General features: G+C 71.3%; 22 protein-coding genes. 1 reads left to right on the forward strand and 21 read right to left on the reverse strand.

What is annotated here, in order from left to right; genetic code table 11:
- Positions 1 to 110: 110 nt before the first annotated feature.
- From DVK44_RS06305 to rsmH, 21 genes are all read right to left on the reverse strand, one after another.
- Positions 111 to 563, reverse strand: coding sequence for a VOC family protein (locus tag DVK44_RS06305; RefSeq protein ID WP_114658735.1), 453 nt, complete (start codon positions 561 to 563; stop codon positions 111 to 113).
- Positions 564 to 731: 168 nt separating this feature from the next.
- The gene (locus DVK44_RS06310; protein ID WP_228447010.1) at positions 732 to 1,646 is read right to left on the reverse strand and encodes a 5-oxoprolinase subunit C family protein; all 915 of its coding nucleotides are present in this window, start codon (positions 1,644 to 1,646) and stop codon (positions 732 to 734) included.
- Positions 1,643 to 2,281: a 5-oxoprolinase subunit B family protein gene (locus tag DVK44_RS06315; RefSeq protein ID WP_162793679.1), complete on the reverse strand. Its 639-nt coding sequence runs from the start codon at positions 2,279 to 2,281 to the stop codon at positions 1,643 to 1,645. The genes DVK44_RS06310 and DVK44_RS06315 overlap by 4 nt, the downstream gene beginning before the upstream one ends.
- A complete protein-coding gene (locus DVK44_RS06320) occupies positions 2,278 to 3,057 on the reverse strand; it encodes a LamB/YcsF family protein (RefSeq protein ID WP_114658738.1) in 780 nt (259 codons plus the stop codon). The genes DVK44_RS06315 and DVK44_RS06320 overlap by 4 nt, the downstream gene beginning before the upstream one ends.
- Positions 3,054 to 3,758 (reverse strand): GntR family transcriptional regulator, encoded by a 705-nt coding sequence (locus DVK44_RS06325; RefSeq protein WP_114658739.1) that lies wholly within the window; start codon positions 3,756 to 3,758, stop codon positions 3,054 to 3,056. The genes DVK44_RS06320 and DVK44_RS06325 overlap by 4 nt, the downstream gene beginning before the upstream one ends.
- Before the next feature lie 628 nt (positions 3,759 to 4,386).
- Positions 4,387 to 5,721 carry a DivIVA domain-containing protein gene (locus tag DVK44_RS06335; RefSeq protein WP_114658740.1) on the reverse strand — a complete coding sequence of 445 codons (1,335 nt, stop codon included), beginning with the start codon at positions 5,719 to 5,721 and terminating at the stop codon, positions 4,387 to 4,389.
- A gap of 49 nt (positions 5,722 to 5,770) precedes the next feature.
- Positions 5,771 to 6,067 (reverse strand): YggT family protein, encoded by a 297-nt coding sequence (locus DVK44_RS06340; protein WP_114658741.1) that lies wholly within the window; start codon positions 6,065 to 6,067, stop codon positions 5,771 to 5,773.
- 92 nt (positions 6,068 to 6,159) lie between these two features.
- Complete coding sequence (locus tag DVK44_RS06345) at positions 6,160 to 6,771, reverse strand: cell division protein SepF (RefSeq protein WP_114658742.1); 612 nt, start codon at positions 6,769 to 6,771, stop codon at positions 6,160 to 6,162.
- Positions 6,772 to 6,895: 124 nt separating this feature from the next.
- Positions 6,896 to 7,615 (reverse strand): YggS family pyridoxal phosphate-dependent enzyme, encoded by a 720-nt coding sequence (locus DVK44_RS06350; protein WP_114658743.1) that lies wholly within the window; start codon positions 7,613 to 7,615, stop codon positions 6,896 to 6,898.
- A gap of 2 nt (positions 7,616 to 7,617) precedes the next feature.
- Positions 7,618 to 8,328 (reverse strand): peptidoglycan editing factor PgeF, encoded by a 711-nt coding sequence (pgeF, locus tag DVK44_RS06355; protein WP_114664939.1) that lies wholly within the window; start codon positions 8,326 to 8,328, stop codon positions 7,618 to 7,620.
- Positions 8,329 to 8,345: 17 nt separating this feature from the next.
- Positions 8,346 to 9,554, reverse strand: coding sequence for a cell division protein FtsZ (gene ftsZ, locus DVK44_RS06360; protein WP_114658744.1), 1,209 nt, complete (start codon positions 9,552 to 9,554; stop codon positions 8,346 to 8,348).
- Between the two features lie 276 nt (positions 9,555 to 9,830).
- The gene (locus DVK44_RS06365; RefSeq protein WP_114658745.1) at positions 9,831 to 10,622 is read right to left on the reverse strand and encodes a cell division protein FtsQ/DivIB; all 792 of its coding nucleotides are present in this window, start codon (positions 10,620 to 10,622) and stop codon (positions 9,831 to 9,833) included.
- 33 nt (positions 10,623 to 10,655) lie between these two features.
- The gene (gene murG, locus DVK44_RS06370) at positions 10,656 to 11,747 is read right to left on the reverse strand and encodes an undecaprenyldiphospho-muramoylpentapeptide beta-N-acetylglucosaminyltransferase (RefSeq protein ID WP_114658746.1); all 1,092 of its coding nucleotides are present in this window, start codon (positions 11,745 to 11,747) and stop codon (positions 10,656 to 10,658) included.
- 6 nt (positions 11,748 to 11,753) lie between these two features.
- Positions 11,754 to 13,265 (reverse strand): putative lipid II flippase FtsW, encoded by a 1,512-nt coding sequence (gene ftsW, locus DVK44_RS06375; protein ID WP_228447011.1) that lies wholly within the window; start codon positions 13,263 to 13,265, stop codon positions 11,754 to 11,756.
- A 106-nt stretch (positions 13,266 to 13,371) separates the two neighbouring features.
- Positions 13,372 to 14,781 carry a UDP-N-acetylmuramoyl-L-alanine--D-glutamate ligase gene (gene murD / locus DVK44_RS06380; RefSeq protein ID WP_228447012.1) on the reverse strand — a complete coding sequence of 470 codons (1,410 nt, stop codon included), beginning with the start codon at positions 14,779 to 14,781 and terminating at the stop codon, positions 13,372 to 13,374.
- Entirely contained in the window at positions 14,778 to 15,848 is a 1,071-nt protein-coding gene (gene mraY, locus DVK44_RS06385) for a phospho-N-acetylmuramoyl-pentapeptide-transferase (RefSeq protein WP_114658747.1), read from the reverse strand. The genes murD and mraY overlap by 4 nt, the downstream gene beginning before the upstream one ends.
- Positions 15,845 to 17,275: a UDP-N-acetylmuramoyl-tripeptide--D-alanyl-D-alanine ligase gene (locus tag DVK44_RS06390; protein WP_114658748.1), complete on the reverse strand. Its 1,431-nt coding sequence runs from the start codon at positions 17,273 to 17,275 to the stop codon at positions 15,845 to 15,847. The genes mraY and DVK44_RS06390 overlap by 4 nt, the downstream gene beginning before the upstream one ends.
- Entirely contained in the window at positions 17,272 to 19,011 is a 1,740-nt protein-coding gene (locus DVK44_RS06395) for a UDP-N-acetylmuramoyl-L-alanyl-D-glutamate--2,6-diaminopimelate ligase (RefSeq protein ID WP_114658749.1), read from the reverse strand. Before DVK44_RS06395 ends, DVK44_RS06390 begins: the two co-directional genes overlap by 4 nt.
- Positions 19,012 to 19,029: 18 nt before the next feature.
- On the reverse strand, positions 19,030 to 21,009 hold the full coding sequence (locus DVK44_RS06400) for a peptidoglycan D,D-transpeptidase FtsI family protein (protein WP_114658750.1): 1,980 nt from the start codon (positions 21,007 to 21,009) through the stop codon (positions 19,030 to 19,032).
- Between the two features lie 4 nt (positions 21,010 to 21,013).
- Complete coding sequence (locus tag DVK44_RS06405; protein WP_228447013.1) at positions 21,014 to 21,586, reverse strand: cell division protein FtsL; 573 nt, start codon at positions 21,584 to 21,586, stop codon at positions 21,014 to 21,016.
- The gene (rsmH, locus tag DVK44_RS06410) at positions 21,583 to 22,575 is read right to left on the reverse strand and encodes a 16S rRNA (cytosine(1402)-N(4))-methyltransferase RsmH (RefSeq protein WP_114658751.1); all 993 of its coding nucleotides are present in this window, start codon (positions 22,573 to 22,575) and stop codon (positions 21,583 to 21,585) included. The genes DVK44_RS06405 and rsmH overlap by 4 nt, the downstream gene beginning before the upstream one ends.
- Positions 22,576 to 22,905: 330 nt before the next feature.
- On the opposite strand from rsmH, the gene DVK44_RS06415 reads away from it, so the two are divergent.
- Positions 22,906 to 23,532 (forward strand): beta-class carbonic anhydrase, encoded by a 627-nt coding sequence (locus tag DVK44_RS06415; protein ID WP_114658752.1) that lies wholly within the window; start codon positions 22,906 to 22,908, stop codon positions 23,530 to 23,532.
- Positions 23,533 to 23,666: the final 134 nt, after the last annotated feature.

A 23,666-nucleotide genomic window follows, 5' to 3' on the forward strand; every position in this document is an offset into this window, starting at 1 on the left:
AGTCGTGCGGGTGGTACGAAACGGTCCGCGCGGCGCGGGGTCCCCGCCGCGCGACGGCCATCAGCGGGACCAGTCCTCCTGCTGATGACCGTCGTCACGTCCGAACCGGGTCAGACGGCGAAGAGCTGGCTGATGTCGGCGAACGCCTTGAACTCCATCGCGTTGCCGGCCGGGTCGAGGAAGAACATCGTCCACTGCTCGCCCGGCTCGCCCTGGAAGCGGACGTAGGGCTCGATCACGAACTGGGTGTCGACGGCGGTGAGCCGCTCGGCCAGCTCCTGGAACTCCGGCACGGAGAGCACGAGGCCGAAGTGCGGCACCGGCACCTGGTGTCCGTCGACGGGGTTCGTCCCGGCGATCCCGTCGCGCGGGGCCCCGGACGGGCCGTCGCCGACCTGGTGGGTGACGACCTGGTGGCCGCCGAAGTTCCAGTCGATCCACTTCGTGTCGGAGCGGCCCTCGCTGAAGCCGAGCACCTTGCCGTAGAACTGCCGGGCGGCGTCGATGTCGTCGACCGGGATGGCCAGGTGGAACGGGGCGAGGGAAGCGGGTTGGTCGGTCATGGTTCTCTCCTTGTGGTCCTGCGGCAGCCGTGCGGCGTGGCATGGGGACGAATAAAACGAACGGTGTTGTACGGTCGCCCGGTCGCCCGGGCGGTTCTAGCTGCTAGCTGTGCTGCCCTCCTCTCGCGGAAGGGGCCCTCACTAACCGGGCTCTAGGTGCAGCGGCTCTCAGTACATGGGCGTGAGCCGCAGTTCGTCGCCGGGCACGGCCTGGCCGACGAGATCGATGTCGGCGTCGGTGACGACGCCGATGACGGGATAGCCGCCGGTGACCGGGTGGTCCGCGAGGAACACGATCGGCTCGCCCGAGGGCGGCACCTGAATGGCACCGCGCATGGTGCCCTCACTGGCCAGGTCGACCGAGCCGATCGAGAGCGCCGCGCCGGTCAGCCGGGCGCCCACCCGGTCGCACTGGGCGGAGACCCGCCAGGGCTCGCTGGTGAGCCGGTGCCGGTCGGCGGCGCCGAACAGCTCGTGGCGCGGCCCCCACCGGAACCGGACGGGGACCGGCCCTCCGCAGGGCACGACGCTGAACGCCAGCTCCAGCGGGACCCCGGGCACCGGCCGCGCCGGCCCGAGACCGTACCGCGACCCGGCGCCGACGGGGTCGGGGCCGAGCCCGGTGAGGGAGTCCCGCGAGGCCGACCCCAGCACCCGTACCGGCTCCATCCCGCCGGAGACGGTGAGATACGTACGGCAGCCGGCCCATGGACGCCCGATGGCCAGCACGGCCCCGGCGGGCAGCCGCACGAGCGGCGCGTCGTGCACCGGTACGCCGTCCACGGTCACCGGCACCGGCGCCCCGGTGATCGCCACGTACCGGGACTCCGACAGGGTCACGGCCAGTCCGCCGAGGGTCACTTCAAAGGCCGGGGTGTTCTCCGGATTGCCGGCCAGCCGGTTGGCGAGGCGGAAGCTGCGCCGGTCGGCGGGGCCGGAGGCGGGGACACCGAGATGGGCGAGCCCAGGCCGGCCGAGATCCTGGACGCTCGTAGCGACACCGGCTTCGACGACGGTCAGAACGGCGGCGCGGGCGGTCGCCGCGGGACCGAGCGCGTTGGCCGTAGCCATAGCGATGCTCATGACGCGACCGCCTCGAACACGACCCGGTCACCGATCGCCAGCCGGTTGGGCGGCTGCGCGTCCACGTCCCAGAGCCGCTCGGTGGTGACACCGATCTGGTGCCAGCCGCCGGGCGTGCCGCCGGGGTAGACGACCGTCTGATTCCCGGCGATCGCCACCACTCCGGGCGCCACCCGGGGGCGGGGGCTGGAGAGCCGGGGCAGCCGGAGGCCCTCCGGCACCCCGTCCAGATAGGCGAAGCCGGGCGCGAAGCCGAAGAATCCGACCGTGTACGTGCCCTCGGTGTGCAGTCGCGCGACCCGGTGCGGGTCCATGCCGACGCGCTCGGCGACCGCCGCGAGGTCCGCGCCGTCGTACCGGACCGGGATGACGACCGTACGCCCCGGGGCCGGCCGGGACTCCCGCCCGCCGACCTCGTCGAGCACGGCACGCAGTTCGGCGGCGAGCGGCTCCATCCCGGCGAGCGTCTCGGCCACCACCAGGACGGTCGTCGCAGCGGGCACGACGTCCCGCAGCTCCGACGCCCAGGGCCGGGCGCGGATCGCGGTCGCCACATCGGCGGGGCGCGGCCCGGCACAGTCGATGAGCCAGCCCCGGTCACCCGCCCGCCGCAGCACCGGCGCCGCGCCGTTCACAGCAGCACTCCCGCGCCCACGGTGACTCCGGCCGAGACCAGGGCCGTCCGTACGGCGGCGGTGAGGGCGACCGCGCCGGGCGTGTCGCTGTGCACACAGAGCGCCGCCAGTTCCCCGCCGTCCGGGGCGATCCGTACGGTCCGGCCGCTCACCGAGGTCACCGTGCCCGTCCGCGCCATCTCCAGCGCGCGGTCTGCCGCCTCGGCGGGGTCGGTGATCAGGGCGCCCGGCTCGGAGCGGGGCACCAGCAGGCCCTCGTCCGTGTAGCCGCGGTCGATGAACGCCTCGGCCAGCGGACGGCAGCCGGCCTCGATCGCCCGCTCCCACACGGCCGTCCGGGGCTGGCAGAGCAGCGGCAGCTCGCGGTCGTACAGCGTGACCGCCTCGACGATCGCCGCCGCGTGTCCCGGGTGGTGGGCCGCCGCGTTGTAGAGCGCGCCATGGGCCTTCAGATAGCTGACGCGGCTGCCCGCCAGCCGCGCGAAGACCTCCAACGCACCTATCTGATAGAGGAGTTCATTGACCAGCGTCGCCTTCGGCACCTCGATGAAGCGCCGTCCGAAGCCGGCCAGATCGCGGTAGGAGACCTGCGCGCCGATCGCCACGCCCCGGGCCGCGCTCGCCTCACAGGTGCGGCGCAGGATGTCGGGGTCACCGGCGTGGAACCCGCAGGCGACATTGGCGGCCGTGACGAGGTCGAGCAGCTCCCCCTCGTCGGCGGGCCCCCACACCCCGAAGCCCTCGCCCACATCCGTGTTGATCGCGAGCGCGGTCACCGGCCCGTCTCCGCCCAGTACGCCTCGATGGTGTTGCCGCTGTTCTCCCAGGCCGCGTGCAGACCGTGCTGCCCGCCGTCGATATGCAGGACGATCTGCCGGGCCAGCTCCTCCGCGTCACCGTCGGCCAGCGCCTGGACCATCGCCGCGTGCTCGCACTGCACGCGCTCGTACGCCGCTGTGCCGTGCACATAGAAGCGCGAGTACGGCTCAAGGCGGTGATACATCCCCGAGATGATCTCGTAGCGCAGCGGCAGCCGGGACAGCCGGTACATGTCGAGATGGAACGCGAGGTTCGTCCGCGACCAGGAGTCCGCGGCGGTCTCGGCGACCCGCTCCATCTCCTTGGCCATCGCGTCGAACCGACTGATGTCGCGCCGCGAGACCCGCTCGGTGACATGCTCGGCGAAGCTGGGCTCGACCAGCCGGCGCAGGTTGTAGATCTCGTCGATCTCCTCCAGATCCAGCACCGTCACAAACGTGCCCCGCCCCGGCGTCGTCCGGAGCAGCCCCTCACTGGCAAGCGTCCGCATGGCCTCCCGCAGCGGAATCCGGCTCACCCCGAACCGATCGGCCAACTCGTCCTGGACCAGCCGACAGCCGGGCGGATAGACACCCTCGACGATCAGCCGCCGCAGCTCGCCAGTGACATCACCGGCGCCGTTGGCGTCACCACGGGTACCTCTGACTTCTCGACTCATATCCCGTGTATACAGTGGATGCACAAGCGAGCGGAAGAGTCTCGACCAACAGTGATCCGGGTTTTACCGCAAGGAAACCCAGCACTCCATCCCCCAACCCCTGACCCCACCCCCACCACCCCAACCCACCCAACACGTGAGGCCCCCCGGCCCACCCTGGCCACCCCAGCCCCCCGGCGCTTGAGGCCACCCCCAGCCCACCCCGGCCACCCCAGCCCGCCCAACGCTTGAGGCCACCTTCCAACCCACCCCAGCCACCCCAACGCTTGAGGGCACCTTTCAGCCCACCCCAGCCACCGCAGCCCACCCGGCGCTTGAGGCCACCCCCGGCCCACCCCGCCACCCCCAGCCCGCCCGGCGCTTGAGGCCACCTTCCAGCCCACCCCAGCCACCCCAGCCCGCCCGGCGATTGAGGGCGCCTTTCAGCCCGCCCGGCGCTTGAGGGCATCTTTCGAGCCCGTCCGGCGATTGAGGACCGGGGCCCGGGGCAGCGCCCCGGTTCGGGAAGGGGCGGGTAGGGGACAACGCCCCGCGCAGCGGCAGCAAAAGGGCCGGGCCCAGGACATAAAGTCCCGGGCCCGGCCCCCTCAGCCTGCCGACGGCTACGCGCACTACACGCGCACCCCCGTCAGTTGTCGTCCTCGTCGATCAAAAACCCACGCATCGGCGACGGCGCCTGCTGCATCGGCTGCGGCGCCTGCGGCCGCACCGGCGCCATCGGCTGTGTCATCGCCGGCGACATCTGCTGCTGGCCACCGTACGAAGGCCCCGACGACGGCGCGCCCATCGAACCGCCCATGGACCCCCCGCCCATGGAGCCGCCCATCGAGGACCCGCCCATGGAAGGTCCCCCCATGGAACCGCCCATCGACGGCGCACCGCCCATGCCCATCGCGCCCGCACCCGCCTGCGCCATGGAAGGCGACGGCGGCAGCGAAGCGGTCGCGGGTGTCCGCGGCGGCGCCAGCGAGTCGTCCGCCTGGGTCTCCAGCTGACGCAGCTGGCTCTCCAGATAGGACTTCAGCCGAGTCCGGTACTCGCGCTCGAAGCCGCGCAGATCCTCGACCTTGCGCTCCAGCGTCGCGCGGGCGGACTCCAGGGAGCCCATCGCCACGCGGTGCTTCTCCTGCGCGTCCCGCTCCAGCGCGTCCGCCTTGGCGCGCGCGTCGCGCTCCAGACCCTCGGCACGGCTGCGCGCCTCACCGACGATCTTGTTGGCCTCGGAGCGCGCCTCGGCGATCGCCTGGTCGGCGGTCTGCTGCGCCAGCGAGAGCACACGCGCGGCACTGTCGCCGCCGGGGCCCTGGCCGGGCTGCTGCATCTGCGGGTTCTGACCCATGGGACCGCCCATCGGGCCACCCATCGGTCCGCCCATGGGGCCACCCTGCTGCTGCATCGGGCCGCCCATGGGACCGCCCTGCTGCTGCATGGGTCCACCCTGCATCGGCCCCCCCTGCATGGGTCCACCCTGCATCGGGCCCCCCTGCATGGGACCACCTTGCATGGGTCCGCCCTGCATGGGACCACCCTGCTGCTGCATGGGTCCGCCCTGCATGGGGTGCTGGCCGCGCGGGTCATGGCCCTGCGGACCGGGACCCTGGCCGTGACCGCTCGGTCCCGCGGGCAGCTGGGGCGCGCCACCGGGCAGTTGGGGGGGACCCATCTGCGGGGGCTGCTGCTGCTGCGGCGGTCCGGATATGGCGGCGGGCACGGGACCCCCGGGCCGGTCCTGCTGCTCCGGAGGCTTGCGCATGCCTTGCTGCTGCTGTTGCTGCTGGTTCTGCGCGGCGGCACGCGTCGCGGCGGCCAGCTTCGCGCGCAGATCCTCGTTCTCGCGGAGCAGGCGGGTCAGTTCGGCCTCGACCTCGTCGAGAAAGGCATCGACCTCGTCCTCGTCGTAGCCTTCTCGGAGGCGGACGGTCGTGAACTGCTTGTTCCGCACGTCCTCGGGGGTCAACGGCATCTCTACTTCACCTCTACGTAGTCGTCGGCAGTCGGCAAGACCGTATCGCTCACATTCCCCTCGCAAGATTGCTTACGAGCGAGATCAGGATCCAAACGATGATCATCAGAACGAAGAAGGACAGGTCGAGTGCCACGCCCCCGAGACGCAGCGGCGGGATGAACCGCCGCAGAAGCTTGAGCGGTGGATCGGTGACAGTGTAGGTGGCCTCCAGAACGACCACCATCACCTTGCCGGGCTGCCATGAGCGGGCGAACTGGAAGACGTAATCCATGACCAACCGGAAAATCAGCACGATGAGGAAGCACATCAGCGCGATGTAGACCACCTGTAGTGCGATGCCCATCCCGCTGCTTCCCTCTCCCCTGGTTCACTCTGCTTCGGTCGTCCGACGGGCCGTTCCCGTACGTCCGACCGGGTTGTTCCCGGTGCTGCGTTCTAGCTCTGGTTGAAGAACCCGCCCTCTGCGATGCGGGCCTTGTCCTCCGCCGTGACATCGACGTTAGCAGGAGACAGCAGGAACACCTTCTGCGTCACACGCTCAATGCTGCCATGGAGACCGAAGACGAGTCCTGCGGCAAAGTCGACAAGTCGCTTCGCGTCCGTATCGTCCATCTCCGTCAAGTTCATGATCACCGGGGTGCCTTCGCGGAAGTGTTCCCCGATGGTACGGGCCTCGTTGTAGGTCCTCGGGTGCAATGTGGTGATGCGGTAGGGCTCCCGCTCGGACACGACCTTGGGCATGATCACCGGTGCGTTCTTCTCCAGGCTCGGACGTTCAGGTGTGATGGACGCCACGGGGGCGATTCGCGCCGGACGTCCGCTTTCCGCGGCCAGCGCGACCGGCTCCCGCTCGCGCTGCGCGGGCGGTTGGACCATCCGCACCGGCTCCTCACGCTCCGGCTGGTGCGCGGGCTGATGCCGCCGGTGCTCGCGCTCCGGCTCCGGCTCGGGTTCGAAATCATCGTCGGGGTCGAAGCCCCGGCCGTCGTACCCATCGTCCTCCACGAGGCCGAGGTAGACCGCCATCTTGCGCATCGCGCCGGCCATGCTCTGAGTCCTCCGCTCTGTGGTGGATCGGCCTCGTCACCAAGTGCCCGCGATCCACTGGGTCTACCCACCTTTCGGCGGAAATGACCATATTTTCTGCTGTGGTCCGACTTGCTTCGCGACGTTACCCGAGCCGGGGTCGGACTCCGAGTACCGCCGTACCGACGCGTACATGTGTCGCACCGGCCGCTACGGCGTTCTCGAGGTCCGCGCTCATCCCCGCGGAGACCATGGTGGCAGCAGGATGGTCCGCGCGCAGGCGGGATGAGATTTCCCGCAGCCGCTCGAACGCCGCCTCCGGACGGCCGGCGAAAGCCCCGGCCAGCGGGGCCACCGTCATCAGTCCGCCCAGCCGCAGCCCCGGCGAACCGGCCACCGCAGCGGCCAACTCCTCGACTCCGTCGGGTGCCACGCCACCTCTCGCCCCGCGCTCGCCCGACTCGGCGTCCAGCGCGACCTGGATCAGACAGACCGGCTCGCGCTCCGCGCGGACCGCGGCCGCGGAGAGTGCGGAAACGAGCTTGATCCGATCGACAGACTGCACCACATCGGCGTAACTGGCTACGGAACGGACCTTGTTCGTCTGCAACTGACCCACAAAATGCCAGATCAGCGACAGATCTTTACAACTGGCGGCCTTGGGGGCGGCGTCCTGGTCCCGGTTCTCGGCCACCTGCCGGACACCGAGTTCATGGAGCAGCCACACATCGCTCGCGGGGTAGGTCTTGGTGACCACGATCAGCGTCACCTCCGACCGCTCGCGGCCGGCGGCGGCACAGGCGTCGGCGATCCGGCGCTCCACCGCGGCCAGGTTCGCCGCCAGTTCACTCCTGCGGTCCTTCATGTTCACCGGTCCAGCCAGACATAGCCGGCGAGCCGCCCCGTCGTGCGGTCGCGGCGGTACGAGTAGTGGTCGTGCGACTCCAGTGTGCAGACCGCCGATCTCTGCCGGTCGCTCACCCCGAGGGCTTCGAGCTGCGCGTGCACTCCGGCGACGACATCGACGGACGGGGTGCCCCAGCCGGTCTCGCATCCGGTCCCGGGCACCGCGGCGGCGACCTCGTCCCGCATCGCGGCGGGCACCTCGTAGCAGCGGCCGCAGACGGCGGGTCCGCTGCGGGCGGCGATCCGTCCCGGCTCGGCGCCCAGTGCGGTCATCGCCTCGACGGCGGCGGGCACGATTCCCGCGACGAGTCCGGGGCGGCCGGCATGGGCGGCGGCCACGACCCCGGCGACCGGGTCGGCCAGCAGCAGCGGTACGCAGTCCGCGGTGAGCACCGCGAGCGCGAGCCCCCGGCGCGTGGTGACGACCGCGTCGACGGCCGGGATGTCCTCACCGGTCCACGGTCCTTCGGCGACGGCCACCTCGCGGCCGTGCACCTGGTTCATCCAGACGACCCGCGCGGGGTCGAGCGCCAGGGTCTCCGCCGCGCGGGCCCGGTTGGCCAGGACGGCGGCGGAGTCGTCACCGACCGCGCCGCCGAGATTGAGCTGATCGTACGGAGCGGCGCTCACCCCGCCCCACCGGTCGGTGAAGGCGAAGTGCGCGCCGCTCAGCTGCGTGTGGCTTCCTATCACTTCAGGAAGTCCGGGACATCCAGCTCTTCCGCCTGGCTGTCCTGGTACGGACGGGCCGGCGGGACATGCGGCTGGCCCAGCGGCGGGAACTTCTCGCCCACCGGGGCGGGGTCGGCCTTGGCCGGGCTGTCGTCACGCGGCGGTACGGTGCCCAGACCGCTGCCGGAGCGGCCGGTGTCGGCCGTCCGGGAGGAGGTCCCCGGCTCGTCGCGCTTCGACGAACCCGCGCCGAGGACGTTCTCGCGCCGGGTCGGCGGCTGTCCGCCGTCGAAGCCGGCCGCGATGACCGTGACCCGTACCTCGTCGCCCAGGGCGTCGTCGATGACGGCGCCGAAGATGATGTTGGCCTCGGGGTGGGCCGCCTCGCTGACCAGCTGCGCCGCCTCGTTGATCTCGAAGAGACCGAGGTCGGAGCCGCCGGAGATGGAGAGCAGCACCCCGCGGGCGCCGTCGATGGACGCTTCGAGGAGCGGCGAGGAGATCGCCATCTCCGCCGCGGCCACCGCGCGGTCGTCGCCGCGGGCCGAGCCGATGCCCATCAGCGCCGAGCCGGCCTCGGACATCACGGACTTGACGTCGGCGAAGTCGAGGTTGATCAGACCGGGGGTGGTGATGAGATCGGTGATGCCCTGGACGCCCGAGAGCAGCACCTGGTCCGCGGACTTGAACGCGTCGAGCACGGAGACCTGGCGGTCCGAGATGGACAGCAGCCGGTCGTTGGGGATGACGATGAGGGTGTCGACCTCTTCGCGCAGCTCCGCGATTCCGTCCTCCGCCTGGTTCGCCCTGCGGCGGCCCTCGAAGGTGAACGGGCGGGTGACCACGCCGATCGTCAGGGCGCCCAGGGAGCGCGCGATGTTGGCGACGACGGGCGCGCCGCCGGTGCCGGTGCCGCCGCCCTCGCCGGCGGTCACGAAGACCATGTCGGCCCCCTTGAGGACCTCCTCGATCTCCTCGCGGTGGTCCTCGGCCGCCTTGCGGCCGACCGCCGGGTTGGCGCCGGCGCCGAGGCCACGGGTGAGTTCCCGGCCGACGTCGAGCTTGACGTCGGCGTCGCTCATCAACAGCGCTTGCGCGTCGGTGTTGATCGCGATGAACTCGACACCCTTGAGACCGACCTCGATCATTCGGTTGATGGCATTGACACCACCGCCGCCGACACCGATGACCTTGATGACTGCGAGGTAGTTCTGCGGTGCTGCCACGTCGAAGGCCTCTCGCCTCGAGTTACGTGTCGTCGCGGTGCCGGGATGGCGCTGCGACGACTGATGCCGAAGGGACGGTCCGAAACGCCGACCCAAACCCTCACGTTGAAGTTCAGGGTTACCAGTGTGTCCGCTTCTTGGACTCTTCCGAACAGGACACTAAGTCGACAAGTGGCGCACGTTCAACGAACACGCCGAACCTCCCGTTTTTCTTTTCACCCTATGTGATCACCCATAGCGCTGACCAACCAGGGTGCTGGCCAGCACATATGAGCGTCAACTACCCGATGCGGCAGGCGCGGTGGGTGCGCTCACATCGAAGTGCCCCGCTTTGGGGACCGCCTTCATGAGCGCGGTGAGCGCACGCGCCTTGGCCGCGCCGTCCTCACCGCTTCCCCACATCACCGTACGGCGGCCGGTCAGCTCCAGGGAGATGGAGTCGTACGAACGGACCCGGACGACCCGGGCGTCCGCGGCCACTTCCGGGGGCAGCTCCGCGCGTACCCGGACCGCTTCGAGGATGAGACGTTTCGCCGGGAAGCGCCCCGAACCGGCCTGTTGACCGACCGTCAGCGCGAGCAGCGGGACGCCCTTGGGCGCCTGATCGACCGTGGCGAACCGGACTCCCTTGGCGTCCATTTCGATAAACTTCCCGCCCTCTTCGACCAGCAGAGTGGGCTTACGTTCGGTCACTTTCAGGCCGATCCCGTTCGGCCATGACCGTTCGACCACGACCGCGTCGATACGCGGCAGCTCCCGGCGGAGCCGCGCCCCGATCGCGTCCGTGTCCACGGAGATCAGCGGCGACCCGAGCGGGACGGCCGCGGCCCGCTCCACCTCGGCGCGGGTGAGCACCTCGGTGCCGCGGACGGTCACCTTCCCGGCGCGCAGCCACGAGGAGCCGTACAGCACCCAGACGACCCCCGCGGCCAGCAGGACCGCGCCGGCCAGCAGGAGCAGCGGACGGGACCGGACGAGCCGGAACCGGCGCTCCTGCGGCTCCTCGTCGGGGTGGCCGGACGCCGACCCGGGTCGGGCGTCCCGTTCGGCGGTCGTCGGTCCGGCCACGCTCCTGCCTCCCTCGTTCTGCGGCTGCCGGTACTACTTCCGGCGTGCGGCGATCGCCTCGTACACCATGCCGACCAGCAGATCGTCGGCGTCCCTGCGGCCGAACTCGGCCGCGGCGCGGGACATCTCGTACAGCCGGTGCGGATCGGCGAGCACCGGAAGGACATTGCCCTGGATCCACTCGGGCGTCAGTTCGGCGTCGTCGACCAGCAGTCCGCCGCCGGCCTTGACCACCGGCTGGGCGTTGAGCCGCTGTTCACCGTTGCCGATGGGCAGCGGTACGTAGGCGGCGGGCAGTCCGACGGCGGAGAGTTCGGCGACGGTCATCGCGCCCGCGCGGCAGAGCATCATGTCGGCCGCCGCGTACGCGAGGTCCATCCGGTCGACATACGGTACCGGGATATAGGGGGGCATTCCCGGCATGTTGTCCACGCGCGGCATTTCGTTCTTCGGACCGACCGCGTGCAGGATCTGGATCCCGGAGCGCTGAAGCACCGGAGCGATCTGCTGCACCACCTCGTTGAGCCGGCGTGCGCCCTGCGAGCCACCGGAGACGAGCAGCGTCGGCAGGTTGAGGTCGAGCCCGAACGCCTCACGCGCCTCGGGGCGGGCACGGGCGCGGTCCAGGGTGGCGATGGTGCGGCGCAGCGGGATCCCGATGTAGCGGGCGCCGCGCAGCTTGCTGTCGGGGGTGGAGACGGCCACTCCGGCCGCGTACCGGGAGCCGATCTTGTTGGCCAGTCCCGGCCGCGCGTTGGCCTCGTGGACGATGATCGGCACCCCGAGCCGTTTGGCCGCGAGATAGCCGGGCAGCGCGACATAGCCGCCGAAGCCGACGACACAGTCCGCCTTGGTGCGCTCCAGGATCTGCTCGGCGGCCTTGATGGTGCCGCGCAGCCGCCCGGGGACGGTGATCAGCTCGGGCGTGGGCTTGCGCGGCAGCGGTACGGCGGGGATCAGCCCCAGTTCGTACCCCCGCTCGGGGACGAGCCTGGTCTCCAGGCCGCGTTCCGTACCGAGGGCCGTGATCCCCACGGTGGGGTCCTGCCTGCGCAGGGCGTCCGCGAGGGCGAGCGCGGGCTCGATGTGGCCGGCGGTCCCCCCACCGGCGAGTACGACATGCACCGAAATTCACCGCTCTCCGGACGGACGCTTCTTGACGCGCCGTCTCATCGTCTTCCATCTCACCCCGGCCCGCTTCCCACGGAAGGCGGGCTGCCGCATGGCCAGGGCCGCCTTCGCGGCGGGATCCTCCCGCGCGAACGCGATCAGAAGCCCGACGGCGAACATGGTCGGCAGCACTGCCGATCCTCCGTAGGAGAACAGCGGGAGCGGGACTCCGGCGATCGGCAGCAGGCCGAGCACCGCACCCATGTTGATCACGGCTTGCACCATGATCCAGGTGATCACACCTCCCGCGGCGTACCTCACGAAGGGGTCCTCCGTGCGTCCGGCCACGCGGATACTCGCATAGCCTAGAGCCGCGAAGAGCGCGAGCACCGACAGCGTCCCCGCCAGTCCCAGTTCCTCCCCGGTGATGGCGAAAATGAAGTCGGTGTGCGCTTCCGGCAGTTGACCCCACTTTTCCACACTCGCGCCGAGGCCGGAACCGAACCATCCGCCGGAGGCGAGGGCGTAGATTCCGTGGACGGCCTGCCAGCACTCCCCCTCGGGGCCGAGTTCGACGGCGCCGATGCAGGAGAACCGGGACAGTCTGTTCTCGCTGGTCTTGATGAGCATGAAGCCGATGAGCCCGGCGATCCCGAGCACTCCGGCGAAGAGCCGGGTGGGCGCGCCGGCCAGCCAGAGCAGTCCGAAGAGGATGGCCGCGAGAATGATCGCGGTGCCCATGTCGCCGCCGATCATGATCAGTCCGAGCAGGACGAAGGCGCCGGGCACCAGCGGCACCAGCAGGTGCTTCCACTGGGTCAGCAGCCGCTTGTCCTGTTTGCGGGCGAGCAGATCGGCGCCCCACAGGACCAGCGCGAGCTTGCCGAACTCGCTGGGCTGGAGCTGGAACGGGCCGCCGAGATAGATCCAGTTCTGGTTGCCGTGGATCGACCGCCCTATCCCGGGGACCTGCACCAGCACCATCAGGAAGACCGTGCCGACCAGCAACGGGTAGGCGAGCGCCCGGTGGAGCTTGACGGGCATCCGGACGGCGGCGAACAGCAGTCCGCCGCCGAGGGCGATCGCGAGGAGCTGCTTGCGGAAGAAGTAGCTGCCGGGCAGCGAGTTCTGGAGCGCGTAGATCATCGACGCGGAGTAGACCATCACCAGCCCGAGGACGGTGATCAGCAGCGCGCTGCCCAGGATCAGGTAGTACGCGGTGAGCGGCCGGTCCCAGGCGCGGCGCAGCCGCTCGTACAGCCGCCGGGGGGCGCCGCCGCGCGGTGGCCGGGACAGTCCGCCCGTGCCGCCCCCGCGGCCGGCCGCGGGGGGCCGCCGTACGGGGACGCCGGGCGCCCGGCCGCGCAGCGCGAGCCCGAACCGTCTGCCGTGGGACGGGCACGCGCCGACCTCGCGCGTGCTGTCGGTGGCGTGGGTGCCCGCGAGGGCGGGTGAGCCCGGGAGTACGCCCGCGTAGCCCCAGCGGCCCGCCGTGGGCCGCGGTCCGCGGTCCGCGATGTCGTCGGCCGGCATCGTCGCTGTCCCCTCCAGTCGTGCCTGGCGCGGCTGCCGGTGGGCGCGGGGCCCTCGGCCGGTGGCGCGGCCCCGGACAGCTCGGCGCGGCACGGGCCGCGGCCGGTCAGGCGTGCTCGGCGGCGAGGGCGTGGACGGCGTCCGCGAACGCCTCGCCCCGCTTGTTGTAGTTGACGAACATGTCCATGGAGGCGCACGCCGGGGCCATCAGGACCGTGTCCCCCGGTTCGGCGAGCCGTGCCGCTTCCCGGACCGCCGCGGACATCGCTCCAGTGTCGGTCCGGTCGAGGTCCACGACCGGTACTTCGGGGGCGTGTCGCGTCAGGGCTTCCGCGATGAGCGCCCGGTCGGCGCCCAGCAGGACGACCCCGCGCAGCCGGCCGGCCGCCGCGCCGACGAGTTCGTCGAAGGAGGCGCCCTTGGCGAGGCCGCCCGCGATCCAGACGATCGGCTCGTAGGCGGTGAGGGACGCCTGGGCGGCGTGGGTGTTGGTGGCCTTGGAGTCGTCGATGTAGGTGACGCCCGCGACCTCGGCGACCCGCTCGATACGGTGCGGGTCGGGCCGGAAGGCGCGCAGCCCGTCGCGGACGGCCGTGGCCGGCACGCCGAAGGCGCGGGCCAGGGCCGCCGCGGCGAGCGCGTTGGCGACGTTGTGCGGGGCGGGCGGGTCGACGTCGGAGACCTGGGCGAGTTCCTGGGCGCTGTCGCGCCGGTTCTCGACGAAGGCCCGGTCGACCAGGATGCCGTCCACGACGCCGAGTTGGGAGGGGCCGGGGGTGCCGAGGGTGAAGCCGATCGCCCGGCAGCCCTCCTCGACGTCGGCCGCGCGCACCAGTTCCTCGGTGGCGGGGTCGGCCGCGTTGTAGACGCAGGCGACGGTGTTGCCCTCGTAGATCCGGCCCTTGTCGGCGGTGTAGCCGGCCATGGAGCCGTGCCAGTCGAGGTGGTCGGGGGCGAGGTTGAGCACGGCGGCGGAGTGGGCGCGCACGCTCGGCGCCCAGTGCAGCTGGTAGCTGGAGAGTTCGACGGCGAGCACGTCGTACGGCTCGTCGCCGGTGACCGCGTCGAGCAGGGAGACACCGATGTTGCCGACGGCGGCCGTACGGAGCCCGGCGGCCTCCAGGATGGAGGCCAGCATCCGTACGGTGGTGGTCTTGCCGTTGGTACCGGTCACGGCGAGCCAGGGCGCGGAGCCGGGCTTCCGCAGCCGCCAGGCCAGCTCGACATCGCCCCAGATCTCCACGCCGGCCGCCTCGGCCGCCGCGAAGAGGGGCTTGTCGGGCCGCCAGCCGGGCGCGGTGACGACCAGCTCGGTCCCCTCGGGGAGCGTGGCGCCGTCCCCGAGGCGGACCGTCACACCGAGCTGTGCCAGCTCGGCGCCCTGGGCGCGGGCCCGCTCGTCGTCCACCTCGTTGACGACGGTGACCACCGCGCCGAGCCCGTGCAGGACCCGGGCCGCCGGGATCCCGGACACCCCGAGACCCGCGACGGTGACCCGCTTGCCGTGCCAGTTCACTTCTCTGCCGCCCAGCCCGCGTAGAAGATGCCCAGACCCACGATCACGCACATGCCCTGGATGATCCAGAAGCGGACCACCACCAGGACCTCCGACCACCCCTTGAGTTCGAAGTGGTGCTGGAGGGGAGCCATCCGGAAGACCCGCTTACGGGTCATCTTGAAGGATCCGACCTGGATGACCACGGACATCGTGATCATCACGAAGAGGCCGCCGAGGACGGCCATCAGGAACTCGGTACGGGAGAGGATCGCGAGGCCCGCGATACCGCCGCCGAGCGCCAGCGAACCGGTGTCCCCCATGAAGATCTTGGCCGGCGAGGTGTTCCACCACAGGAAGCCGAAGCAGGAGCCCATCAGCGCGGACGCCACGACGGCGAGATCGAGTGGATCCCGTACCTCGAAACAGGCGTTGGGGTTGGTCAGGGTTATTGCGCTGGCACAGGACTCCTGGAACTGCCACAGCCCGATGAAGGTGTAGGCGCCGAAGACCATCACCGAGGCGCCGGTGGCGAGCCCGTCCAGACCGTCCGTCAGGTTCACGCCGTTGGACATGGCGAGAATCATGAACAGCGCCCAGACGACGAAGAGCACCGGGCCGATCGACCAGCCGAAGTCCGTGACGAACGACAGCTTGGTGGACGCCGGGGTGTTGCCCCGGGAGTCGGCGAACTGGAGCGAGAGCACCGCGAAGGCGGTGCCGACGATCAGCTGGCCCGCCATCTTCGCCTTGGCCCGCAGCCCCAGCGACCGCTGCTTGACGATCTTGATGTAGTCGTCGAGGAATCCGACGACCCCCATCCCCGCCATCAGGAACAGCACCAGCAGACCCGAGAGCTTCGGGTCCTCGCCGGTGAGCACCTTCGCCAGGGCGTACGCGATCAGCGTGGCGAGGATGAAGGCGATGCCGCCCATGGTGGGCGTCCCCTTCTTGCTGCCGTGCGTACGCGGACCGTCGTCCCGGATGAACTGCCCGTATCCCTTGCGGGCCAGGAGCTTGATCAGCAGCGGAGTGCCGATCAGGGTCAGAAAGAGCCCGATGGCTCCCGCGAAGAGGATCTGCCTCATCGGCCGGCGACCTCGCCCTCGGTGGCGTTCTCCAGCAGTGCCTGGGCGACCCGCTCAAGACCGACCGACCTGGAAGCCTTCACCAGCACGACGTCTCCCGGACGCAGTTCACTGCGCAACAGGTCGACCGCCGCCTGCGCGTCGGACACGTGCACCGACTCCTCACCCCACGAACCCTCGTTGTAAGCGCCCAATCGCAGCCAGGACGCTTCCCTGCCCCCGACTGCCACGAGCTTGCTGACGTTGAGCCGGACGGCGAGCCGTCCGACCGCGTCGTGCTCGGCGAGCGATTCGTCCCCCAGCTCGGCCATCGGGCCGAGCACCGCCCAGGTACGGCTCCCCGCGGGCCGTGAGGCACCGCCCATGGCGACCAGCGCACGGAGCGCCGCCCTCATGGATTCGGGGTTCGCGTTGTAGGCGTCGTTGACGATCGTCACGCCGTCCGAGCGCTCGGTGACCTCCATACGCCAGCGGGAGAGGGTTCCCGCCTCGGAGAGCGCCACGGCGATCTCTTCGGCGGACATGCCCAACTCATGGGCGACGGCGGCCGAGGCGAGCGCGTTCGACACGTGGTGCTCACCGTACAGCCGCAGCGTCACGTCGCTGCACCCGGAGGGTGTTCGAAGGCGGAACGCGGGCTGTCCCGTGGCGGTGAGGCGGACGTTCTCTGCCCGTACGTCTGCTTCGCCCGACTCTCCGAACAGCACGACGCGCGCCTGTGTGCGCGACGCCATGGCGCGGACCAGCGGGTCGTCGGCGTTCAGTACGGCGATCCCGCCCTGTTCGGCGGAGGGCAGGGACTCCACCATCTCGCCCTTGGCCTGGGCGATCTGCTCCCGGCCGCCGAACTCGCCGATGTGCGCGGTGCCGACGTTCAGGACGAGGCCGATCCTGGGCGGTACGAGCCCGGTGAGGTAGCGGATGTCCCCGATGTACCGCGCGCCCATTTCGAGCACGAGGTAGCGGGTGTCCTCGACGGCCCGCAGGGCGGTGATGGGCAGACCGATCTCGTTGTTGAGGTTGCCTTCCGGCCACACCGTGGGACCCGCGCGCCGCAGCAGCTGGGCGATCAGGTCCTTGGTGCTGGTCTTGCCCGCCGACCCGGTGAGCGCGACGGGGGTGGCGCCGAGGCGCTCCACGACGGTACGGGCGAGGGCGCCGAGGGCCTGGACGACATCGTCCACGACGATGGCGGGCACGCCGACGGGGCGGGTGGCCAGCACGGCCACCGCGCCCGCCGCGACGGCGCCGCGCGCGTAGTCGTGGCCGTCGACGCGCTCACCGGCGAACGCGGCGAACAGGCCGCCGGGCTCGACCGCGCGGGAGTCGTAGACAACGGATCCGGTGACGAGAACGGCCTGATCCGGTATGTCGTGCGGCTGCCCGCCGACGATGGCGGCGATCTCGGCGAGGGAGAGGGCGATCACTGGGTCATCCCTGACTGTTGTTCTCGTGACGGTGCTCCCGCCGCGCGGCGGGAGCGCTCGATGGCCTCGCGCAGCACCAGCCGGTCGTCGAAGGGGCGCACCACCCCGGCGATGTCCTGGCCCTGCTCGTGGCCCTTGCCCGCGATCAGCACGGTGTCGTCCGGCCGGGCGCGGGCGACCGCGGCGGCGATGGCCGAGGCGCGGTCCGCGTCGACCAGGACGTCGCCGCGCTCGTGGGCCGGCACTCCGGCGGCGCCGGCGAGCATCGTGGCGAGGATCGCGAGCGGGTCCTCGCCGCGGGGGTTGTCCGAGGTCAGTACGGCGGTGTCGGCGAGCCGGGCGGCGGCGGCGCCCATAGGCCCGCGTTTGGTCTCGTCGCGTTCGCCGCCGCAGCCGAGGACGATATGCACCCGGCCGGGGGTGACCTCGCGCAGGGAGCGCAGCACGGACTCGACGGCGTCGGTCTTGTGGGCGTAGTCCACGACGGCGAGATACGGCTGGCCCGCCTCGACGCGCTCCAGCCGGCCCGGCACGCCCGGTACGGCGGCGACGCCGTCGGCGGCGGTCTGCGGGTCGATCCCGGCGGCGGCCAGGGTGACGATAGCCGCCAGGGTGTTCGCGACGTTGAACGGTCCGGGCAGCGGCGCGCGGGCGGCCACCCGCTCGCCCTTGGGGCCGACCGCGGTGAAGACCGAGCCGTGGGTGCCGGTCTCGACGTCCTCGGCGCGCCAGTCGGCGTCGGGACGGCCCTCGGCGGAGAACGTGGTGACGGGGACGCCGGACTCACCGGCGAGCCGGCGGCCGTACGCGTCGTCGATGTTCACCACGCCGGTCCTGCTGCGCTCGGTGGTGAACAGCCCGGCCTTCGCCCGGTAGTAGTCCTCCATGCCGGAGTGGAACTCCATGTGCTCCGGGCTGAGGTTGTTGAAGACGGCGACGTCGAAGACGCAGCCGTCGACCCGGCCGAGCACCAGGGCGTGGCTGGAGACCTCCATGGCGACCGAGTCGATGCCGCGCTCACGCATGACGGCGAAGAGCGCCTGGAGGTCGGTGGCCTCGGGGGTGGTGCGCTCCGACTTGATGCGTTCGTCGCCGATCCGCATCTCGACGGTGCCGATCAGGCCGGTGCGGTGGCCCGCCCCGCGCAGTCCGCCCTCGATCAGATAGGCGGTGGTGGTCTTGCCGGAGGTGCCGGTGATGCCGATCTGGAGGAGTCCGGCGCCGGGGCGTCCGTAGATCTGGGCGGCGAGTTCCCCCATGCCGCCGCGCGGGTCGGCGACGACCAGGAGCGGCAGCCCGGTGGCGGCGGAGCGCTCCGCGCCGGCCGGGTCGGTGAGGATCGCGACGGCACCGAGGGCGGCGGCCTGGCCGGCGAAGCCGGCGCCGTGGAGCCGGGCGCCGGGCAGCGCCGCGTACACATCACCGGGTCGTACGGCCCGTGAGTCGTGGGTGATGCCGGTCGCCTCCCCCGGGCCCCTCACCTCCTCCGGGCGGGGGGGCTCCGTGCCCAGCAGAGCGGCCAGCTCCGCGAGGGGGATCGGGCGGACCCGTTCCGGACGGGGTGTCCCCGGCGGCCTCGGCGGGGTTTCGTCAGGGGTGGCGGGGGTCGTTCGGGACTGATCAGCTTGTGGCACGGCGGTGAGCGTACCGGGCTCGAAGGCGGCCGGGCCACGCGAGGTGGCCGGGTGCGCGGGGGGTTCCTGGTGGTTCCCGGAATCGGGGGTGATCGTTGTCACTGGCGCTTTCCCTGGGGGTCACTCGCCGGGTTTGAAGGTGACCGGCAGCCGGGCGGGTGTACTGCCGGTCGGTGCGACCCGCAGTGTCTTGAGAGCGAACTCCATGACCTTCTTGTAGATGGGTCCGCAGGTCTGGCCGCCGAAGTAACTGCCCTTGGTGGGGTTCTGGATGGCGCAGTAGACGGTGACCTGCGGGTCGTCGGCGGGCGCGAAGCCCGCGAAGGAGGCGGTGTATCCCTTGTAGATGCCGAGCTTCGGATCGACCCTGTTGGCCGTACCGGTCTTGCCGGCGACGCGGTAGCCGGGGATACGGGCCCTGGTGCCGGTCCCCTCCTCGTCGTCGACGACGGACTCCAGCATGGTGGCGACCGTCTTCGCGGTCTCCTCGCTGACGACACGGGTCTTCTTGGGCGCGGCGGCGGGGGTGAAGCGGCCGTCGGGGTCGTGGGTGCCGCGGATGAGGGTGGGCTCGATCCGTACCCCGCCGTTGGCGATGGTGGAGTAGACGGAGGCGGCCTGCATGGCGTTGAGGGAGAGTCCCTGGCCGAAGGGGATCGTGTACTGCTGCGAGGTGGACCAGTCCTGCGGTTTGGCCAGCAGGCCCTGGGTCTCGCCGGGGTAGCCGAGGCCGGTGGGCCGGCCGATGCCGAACCGGGTGAGATACGAGTGGAGGACCTTGTTGGCCTCGGGCTGGGTCTTGCCGAGCTGTCCGGTGGCCAGGATGGTGCCGATGTTGCTGGACTTGGCGAGGACGCCGTTGAGCGTCAGGTACCAGGTGGGGTGGTCGATGTCGTCGTGGAAGAGCCGGTCGCCGCGGTGCAGGGTGTTGGGGACGACGACATGGGTGCCGGGGTCGGCGGCCTTCTCCTCCAGTACGGCGGCGATGGACATGACCTTGCTGGTGGAGCCCGGTTCGTAGGCGTCCTGGAGCGCGGCGTTGCCCAGGGTGGCAGCGTTGGCGCGGGAGAGGTCGTTGGGGTCAAAGCCGGGGGCGTTGGCCATGGCGAGGACCTCACCGGTCTTCGTGTTCTGGACTATCACGTACCCGCGGTCGGCCTTGGACTCCTTGACCTGGTCGGTGATGGCCTTCTGGGCGGCCCACTGGATGTCCCGGTCGATGGTCAGCTCGATGCCGGAGCCGGGGACGGCGGGCTTCTCGTGGGAGCTGGCGGTGGGCACGCGCCGGCCGCCGGACTGGGCGTAGGTGGCCTTGCCGTCCTCGCCCGCGAGCTGCTTGTCGAGCATGGACTCGATACCGCCGCCGCCGTGGCCCTCGGCGTTGACGTAACCCAGTATCCCGGCGGCGAGGTCGCCGTTGGGGTACACCCGCTTGCTGCTGGGCTCCTGGAAGATGCCCGAGAGCACGCTGACCCCGGATCCGCCGCCGGCCTTCTCCTTGGCGGCCTGTTCGGCGAGCACGCGCTTGAGGTCCTTGATCTGGTTCCAGACCTGCGGGGTCTGGCGCCGGGCCAGCACCGCGTACCGGGAGGTGAGGGTGAGCTGCTTGACGATGTCGGCGCTCTCCACGCCGAGGATCGGCGCGAGCAGTTCGGCGGCCTGCTGGGGGGCGTCGGGGATCTTGCTGAAGTCGGGGGCGAACATCGACGGGTCGGCCGTGATGTCGTACGCGTCGACGCTGGTGGCGAGGGCGACGCCGGAGCGGTCGGTGATCTCGCCGCGCTCGGCCGCGATCGTATGGCTGAGGTAGCGGCTCTTCTCGGCCTTGGCCGCGTACGCGCTGGCGTCGACGGCCTGCACCTGGAGCAGCCGGACGACGAACACCAGCAGGACGAGGGTGAGTCCGAGGCCGACCAGCCGCAGCCGGGGCCGGGGGCTGCCCAGCTGGATCCGGTGCGGGGCGGCGGATCCGGTACGCGGCCGGCCGGGCGCCGGGCGGGCGCCGGGCCGTGGCCGTGGCCGGCCGGCGTTGACGGGGCGCGGGGCCGCGGGACGTGCGGGGCCGGGTACCCGGCGGCGCGGTGGTTCCTCGGGGGGCACTGTGTCACCTGCCGGAGGTGGTCGGGGCCGGTGTTTCGGACGCGCCGGCCGAGGGCGAGGGGACGGGAGCGGGCGGGGCGGACGGGGTCACGGAGAGGGCGGGTGAGGGGGACGGCGCCGGGTCGGGCGCGGGCACCGGCGCCGACTCCTCCATGGTGGAGGGCTGTCCGGCGGCCGTCGTAGCGGCGGACGCGGGATCCGCGGACCGCGGCGCGGCCGGCTCCGGTACGCCCCGGACCGTGCCGTCGGCGTTCAGGAAGGCGGGGCTGCCGCCGGGCACCATGCCCAGCTCCCTGGCCCGGCGCTCCAGGGCGTACGGCGCGGAGTAGTCGTCCACGTCGCGTTGCAGGGCCTGCTCTTCGTCGGTGAGGTCGGTGGTGCGCTTCTTGAGGGCGCTCAGCTGGAACGAGCCCTCGTTGAGCGCGGAGTTCAGCAGCAGCAGGGTGATCAGACCGCCGCCGAGGATCAGGACGACCAGCAGGACGAAGGGGGTGCGGGCGGCCGAGCTGTTCCCGGCCGGCATCAGCCGGGCGAGCCGCGCGGCCCGCCCCCTCAGCTGCTTGGCCGGTCCCTTCACCGCACGTCCTCCCGGATCCGCTGCGCCCCCCGGAGCCGGGCCGGAGCCGCGCGCCGGTTCTCGGCGATCTCCTCCTCGGTGGGCAGTTCGGCGCCGCGGGTGAGGAGTTTCAGCCGGGGCTGGTAGCGCTCGGGGACCACGGGCAGGCCGGGCGGCGCGGTGTTGGCGGCGCCGGCCGCGAAGACCTGCTTGACGAGCCGGTCCTCCAGTGACTGGTACGAGAGGACGGCGATCCGGCCGCCGACGGCGAGGCGCTCCACGGCGGCCGGGACCGCCCGCTCCAGCACGGTCAGTTCGCCGTTGACCTCGATGCGCAGCGCCTGGAAGGTGCGCTTGGCGGGGTTGCCGCCGGTGCGCTTGGCGGCCTGCGGGAGGGCGTCGCGGATCAGCTCGACGAGCCGGGCGCTGCGGGTGAAGGGGGCGCGCTCGCGCTCCCTGACGACCGCGGACACGATCCGCTTGGCCTGCTTCTCCTCGCCGTACGCGCGCAGGATCCGCACGAGTTCGCCGGGCGGGTAGGTGTTGAGGACCTCGGCGGCGCTGACGCCCGTCGTCTGGTCCATCCGCATGTCGAGCGGGGCGTCCTGGGCGTACGCGAAGCCGCGGTCGGCCTCGTCCAGCTGCATGGAGGAGACACCGAGGTCGAACAGGACGCCCTGGACGCGGGGGATGCCGAGCCGGTCGAGGACCTCGGGCAGCTCGTCGTAGACGGCGTGGACCAGGGTGGCGCGGTCGCCGTACGGGGCGAGCCGCTCGCCGGAGAGGCGCAGCGCCTCCTGGTCGCGGTCGAGCGCCACCAGCCGTGCGGCGGGGAAGGCGGTGAGCAGGGCCTCGCTGTGTCCGCCGAGGCCGAGGGTGCAGTCGACGACGACGGCCCCGGGTTCGGTGAGCGCGGGGGCCAGCAGGTCGAGGCACCGCCGGAGCAGCACGGGGACGTGCCGGGCCTGCTTGCCGAGTGTCTCCGTGGCCGGCTCGCCGCTCTCGCTCATACGCCCTCTCAGGTCCGGCGCGGCCGTACGTACTGCCGGGTCCCCGCCCGCTCAAGAAGGGGAGGTGGTCCGCCGGCGCCGGGAAGGGCGTCGGCCGACCGCCGAGCGGGAGGGGGCCGAGCCGCACGTTTCGCCGCGCACGCGGGGAAATTCGGGATGTGATTCGGGGGGTGTCCGTGGACTTCGCGCCACTTTAGTCCACTGGTCCTTCGGGTCAATCAACCGGCCAGCGCGCCGCGCGGGTCACTCGCCACAGGACCGCAAAAGCCGTAATTCACCCATTCGGCCGCCTGCCGCTCAGCCTTGTGGGTTAGCTCACACAACGCCCCGTTGAGGTTCTTTGTCCCCTCCCACAGAGGGCTTCACCTGCTGGTGCCGACTAACGTCTTGGGTATGTCGACTTCCGCGCATCTTCCCGCAGGCACCCCCGGGGCCTCCGCCGGTGCGGCCCGCACCGGCGGAACGGTCACCGACCGGCTCGTGGGCGCCAATCATCAGTACGCGTCCGGGTTCGAGGACCCGGGCATGGACGCCCGTCCGGTGCTCCAGGTCGCCGTGGTGGCCTGTATGGACGCCCGGCTCGACCTGCACGACGCGCTCGGCCTCGCGCTGGGCGACTGCCACACCATCCGGAACGCGGGCGGTGTGGTCACCGACGACGTCATCCGCTCCCTCACCATCAGCCAGCGGGCGCTGGGCACGCGCAGTGTCGTGCTGATCCACCACACCAACTGCGGCTTGGAGAGCCTGACGGAGGAGTTCCGGCACGAGCTGGAGATGGAGGTCGGCCAGCGGCCCGCCTGGGCGGTGGAGGCGTTCCGCGATGTCGACCAGGATGTGCGGCAGTCCATGCAGCGCATCCGCACCTCCCCCTTCCTGCCGCACCGGGACGACATACGGGGCTTTGTCTTCGATGTGAAGACGGGGCTGCTGCGGGAGATCGACCCCGCGGGCTGAGCATCGGCGGGTCACCGCACGTACTCCGGGACGTGCCCGCCATGACACCTTCCGGAGCCGTTCCGGAACAGATAACCAGCAAAGCTGACATATCCCACCGACTTATCCACAGGCGGATGACACGAGACGGTAAC

It is taken from the genome of Streptomyces paludis (genome assembly GCF_003344965.1).
Lineage (GTDB): Bacteria > Actinomycetota > Actinomycetes > Streptomycetales > Streptomycetaceae > Streptomyces > Streptomyces paludis.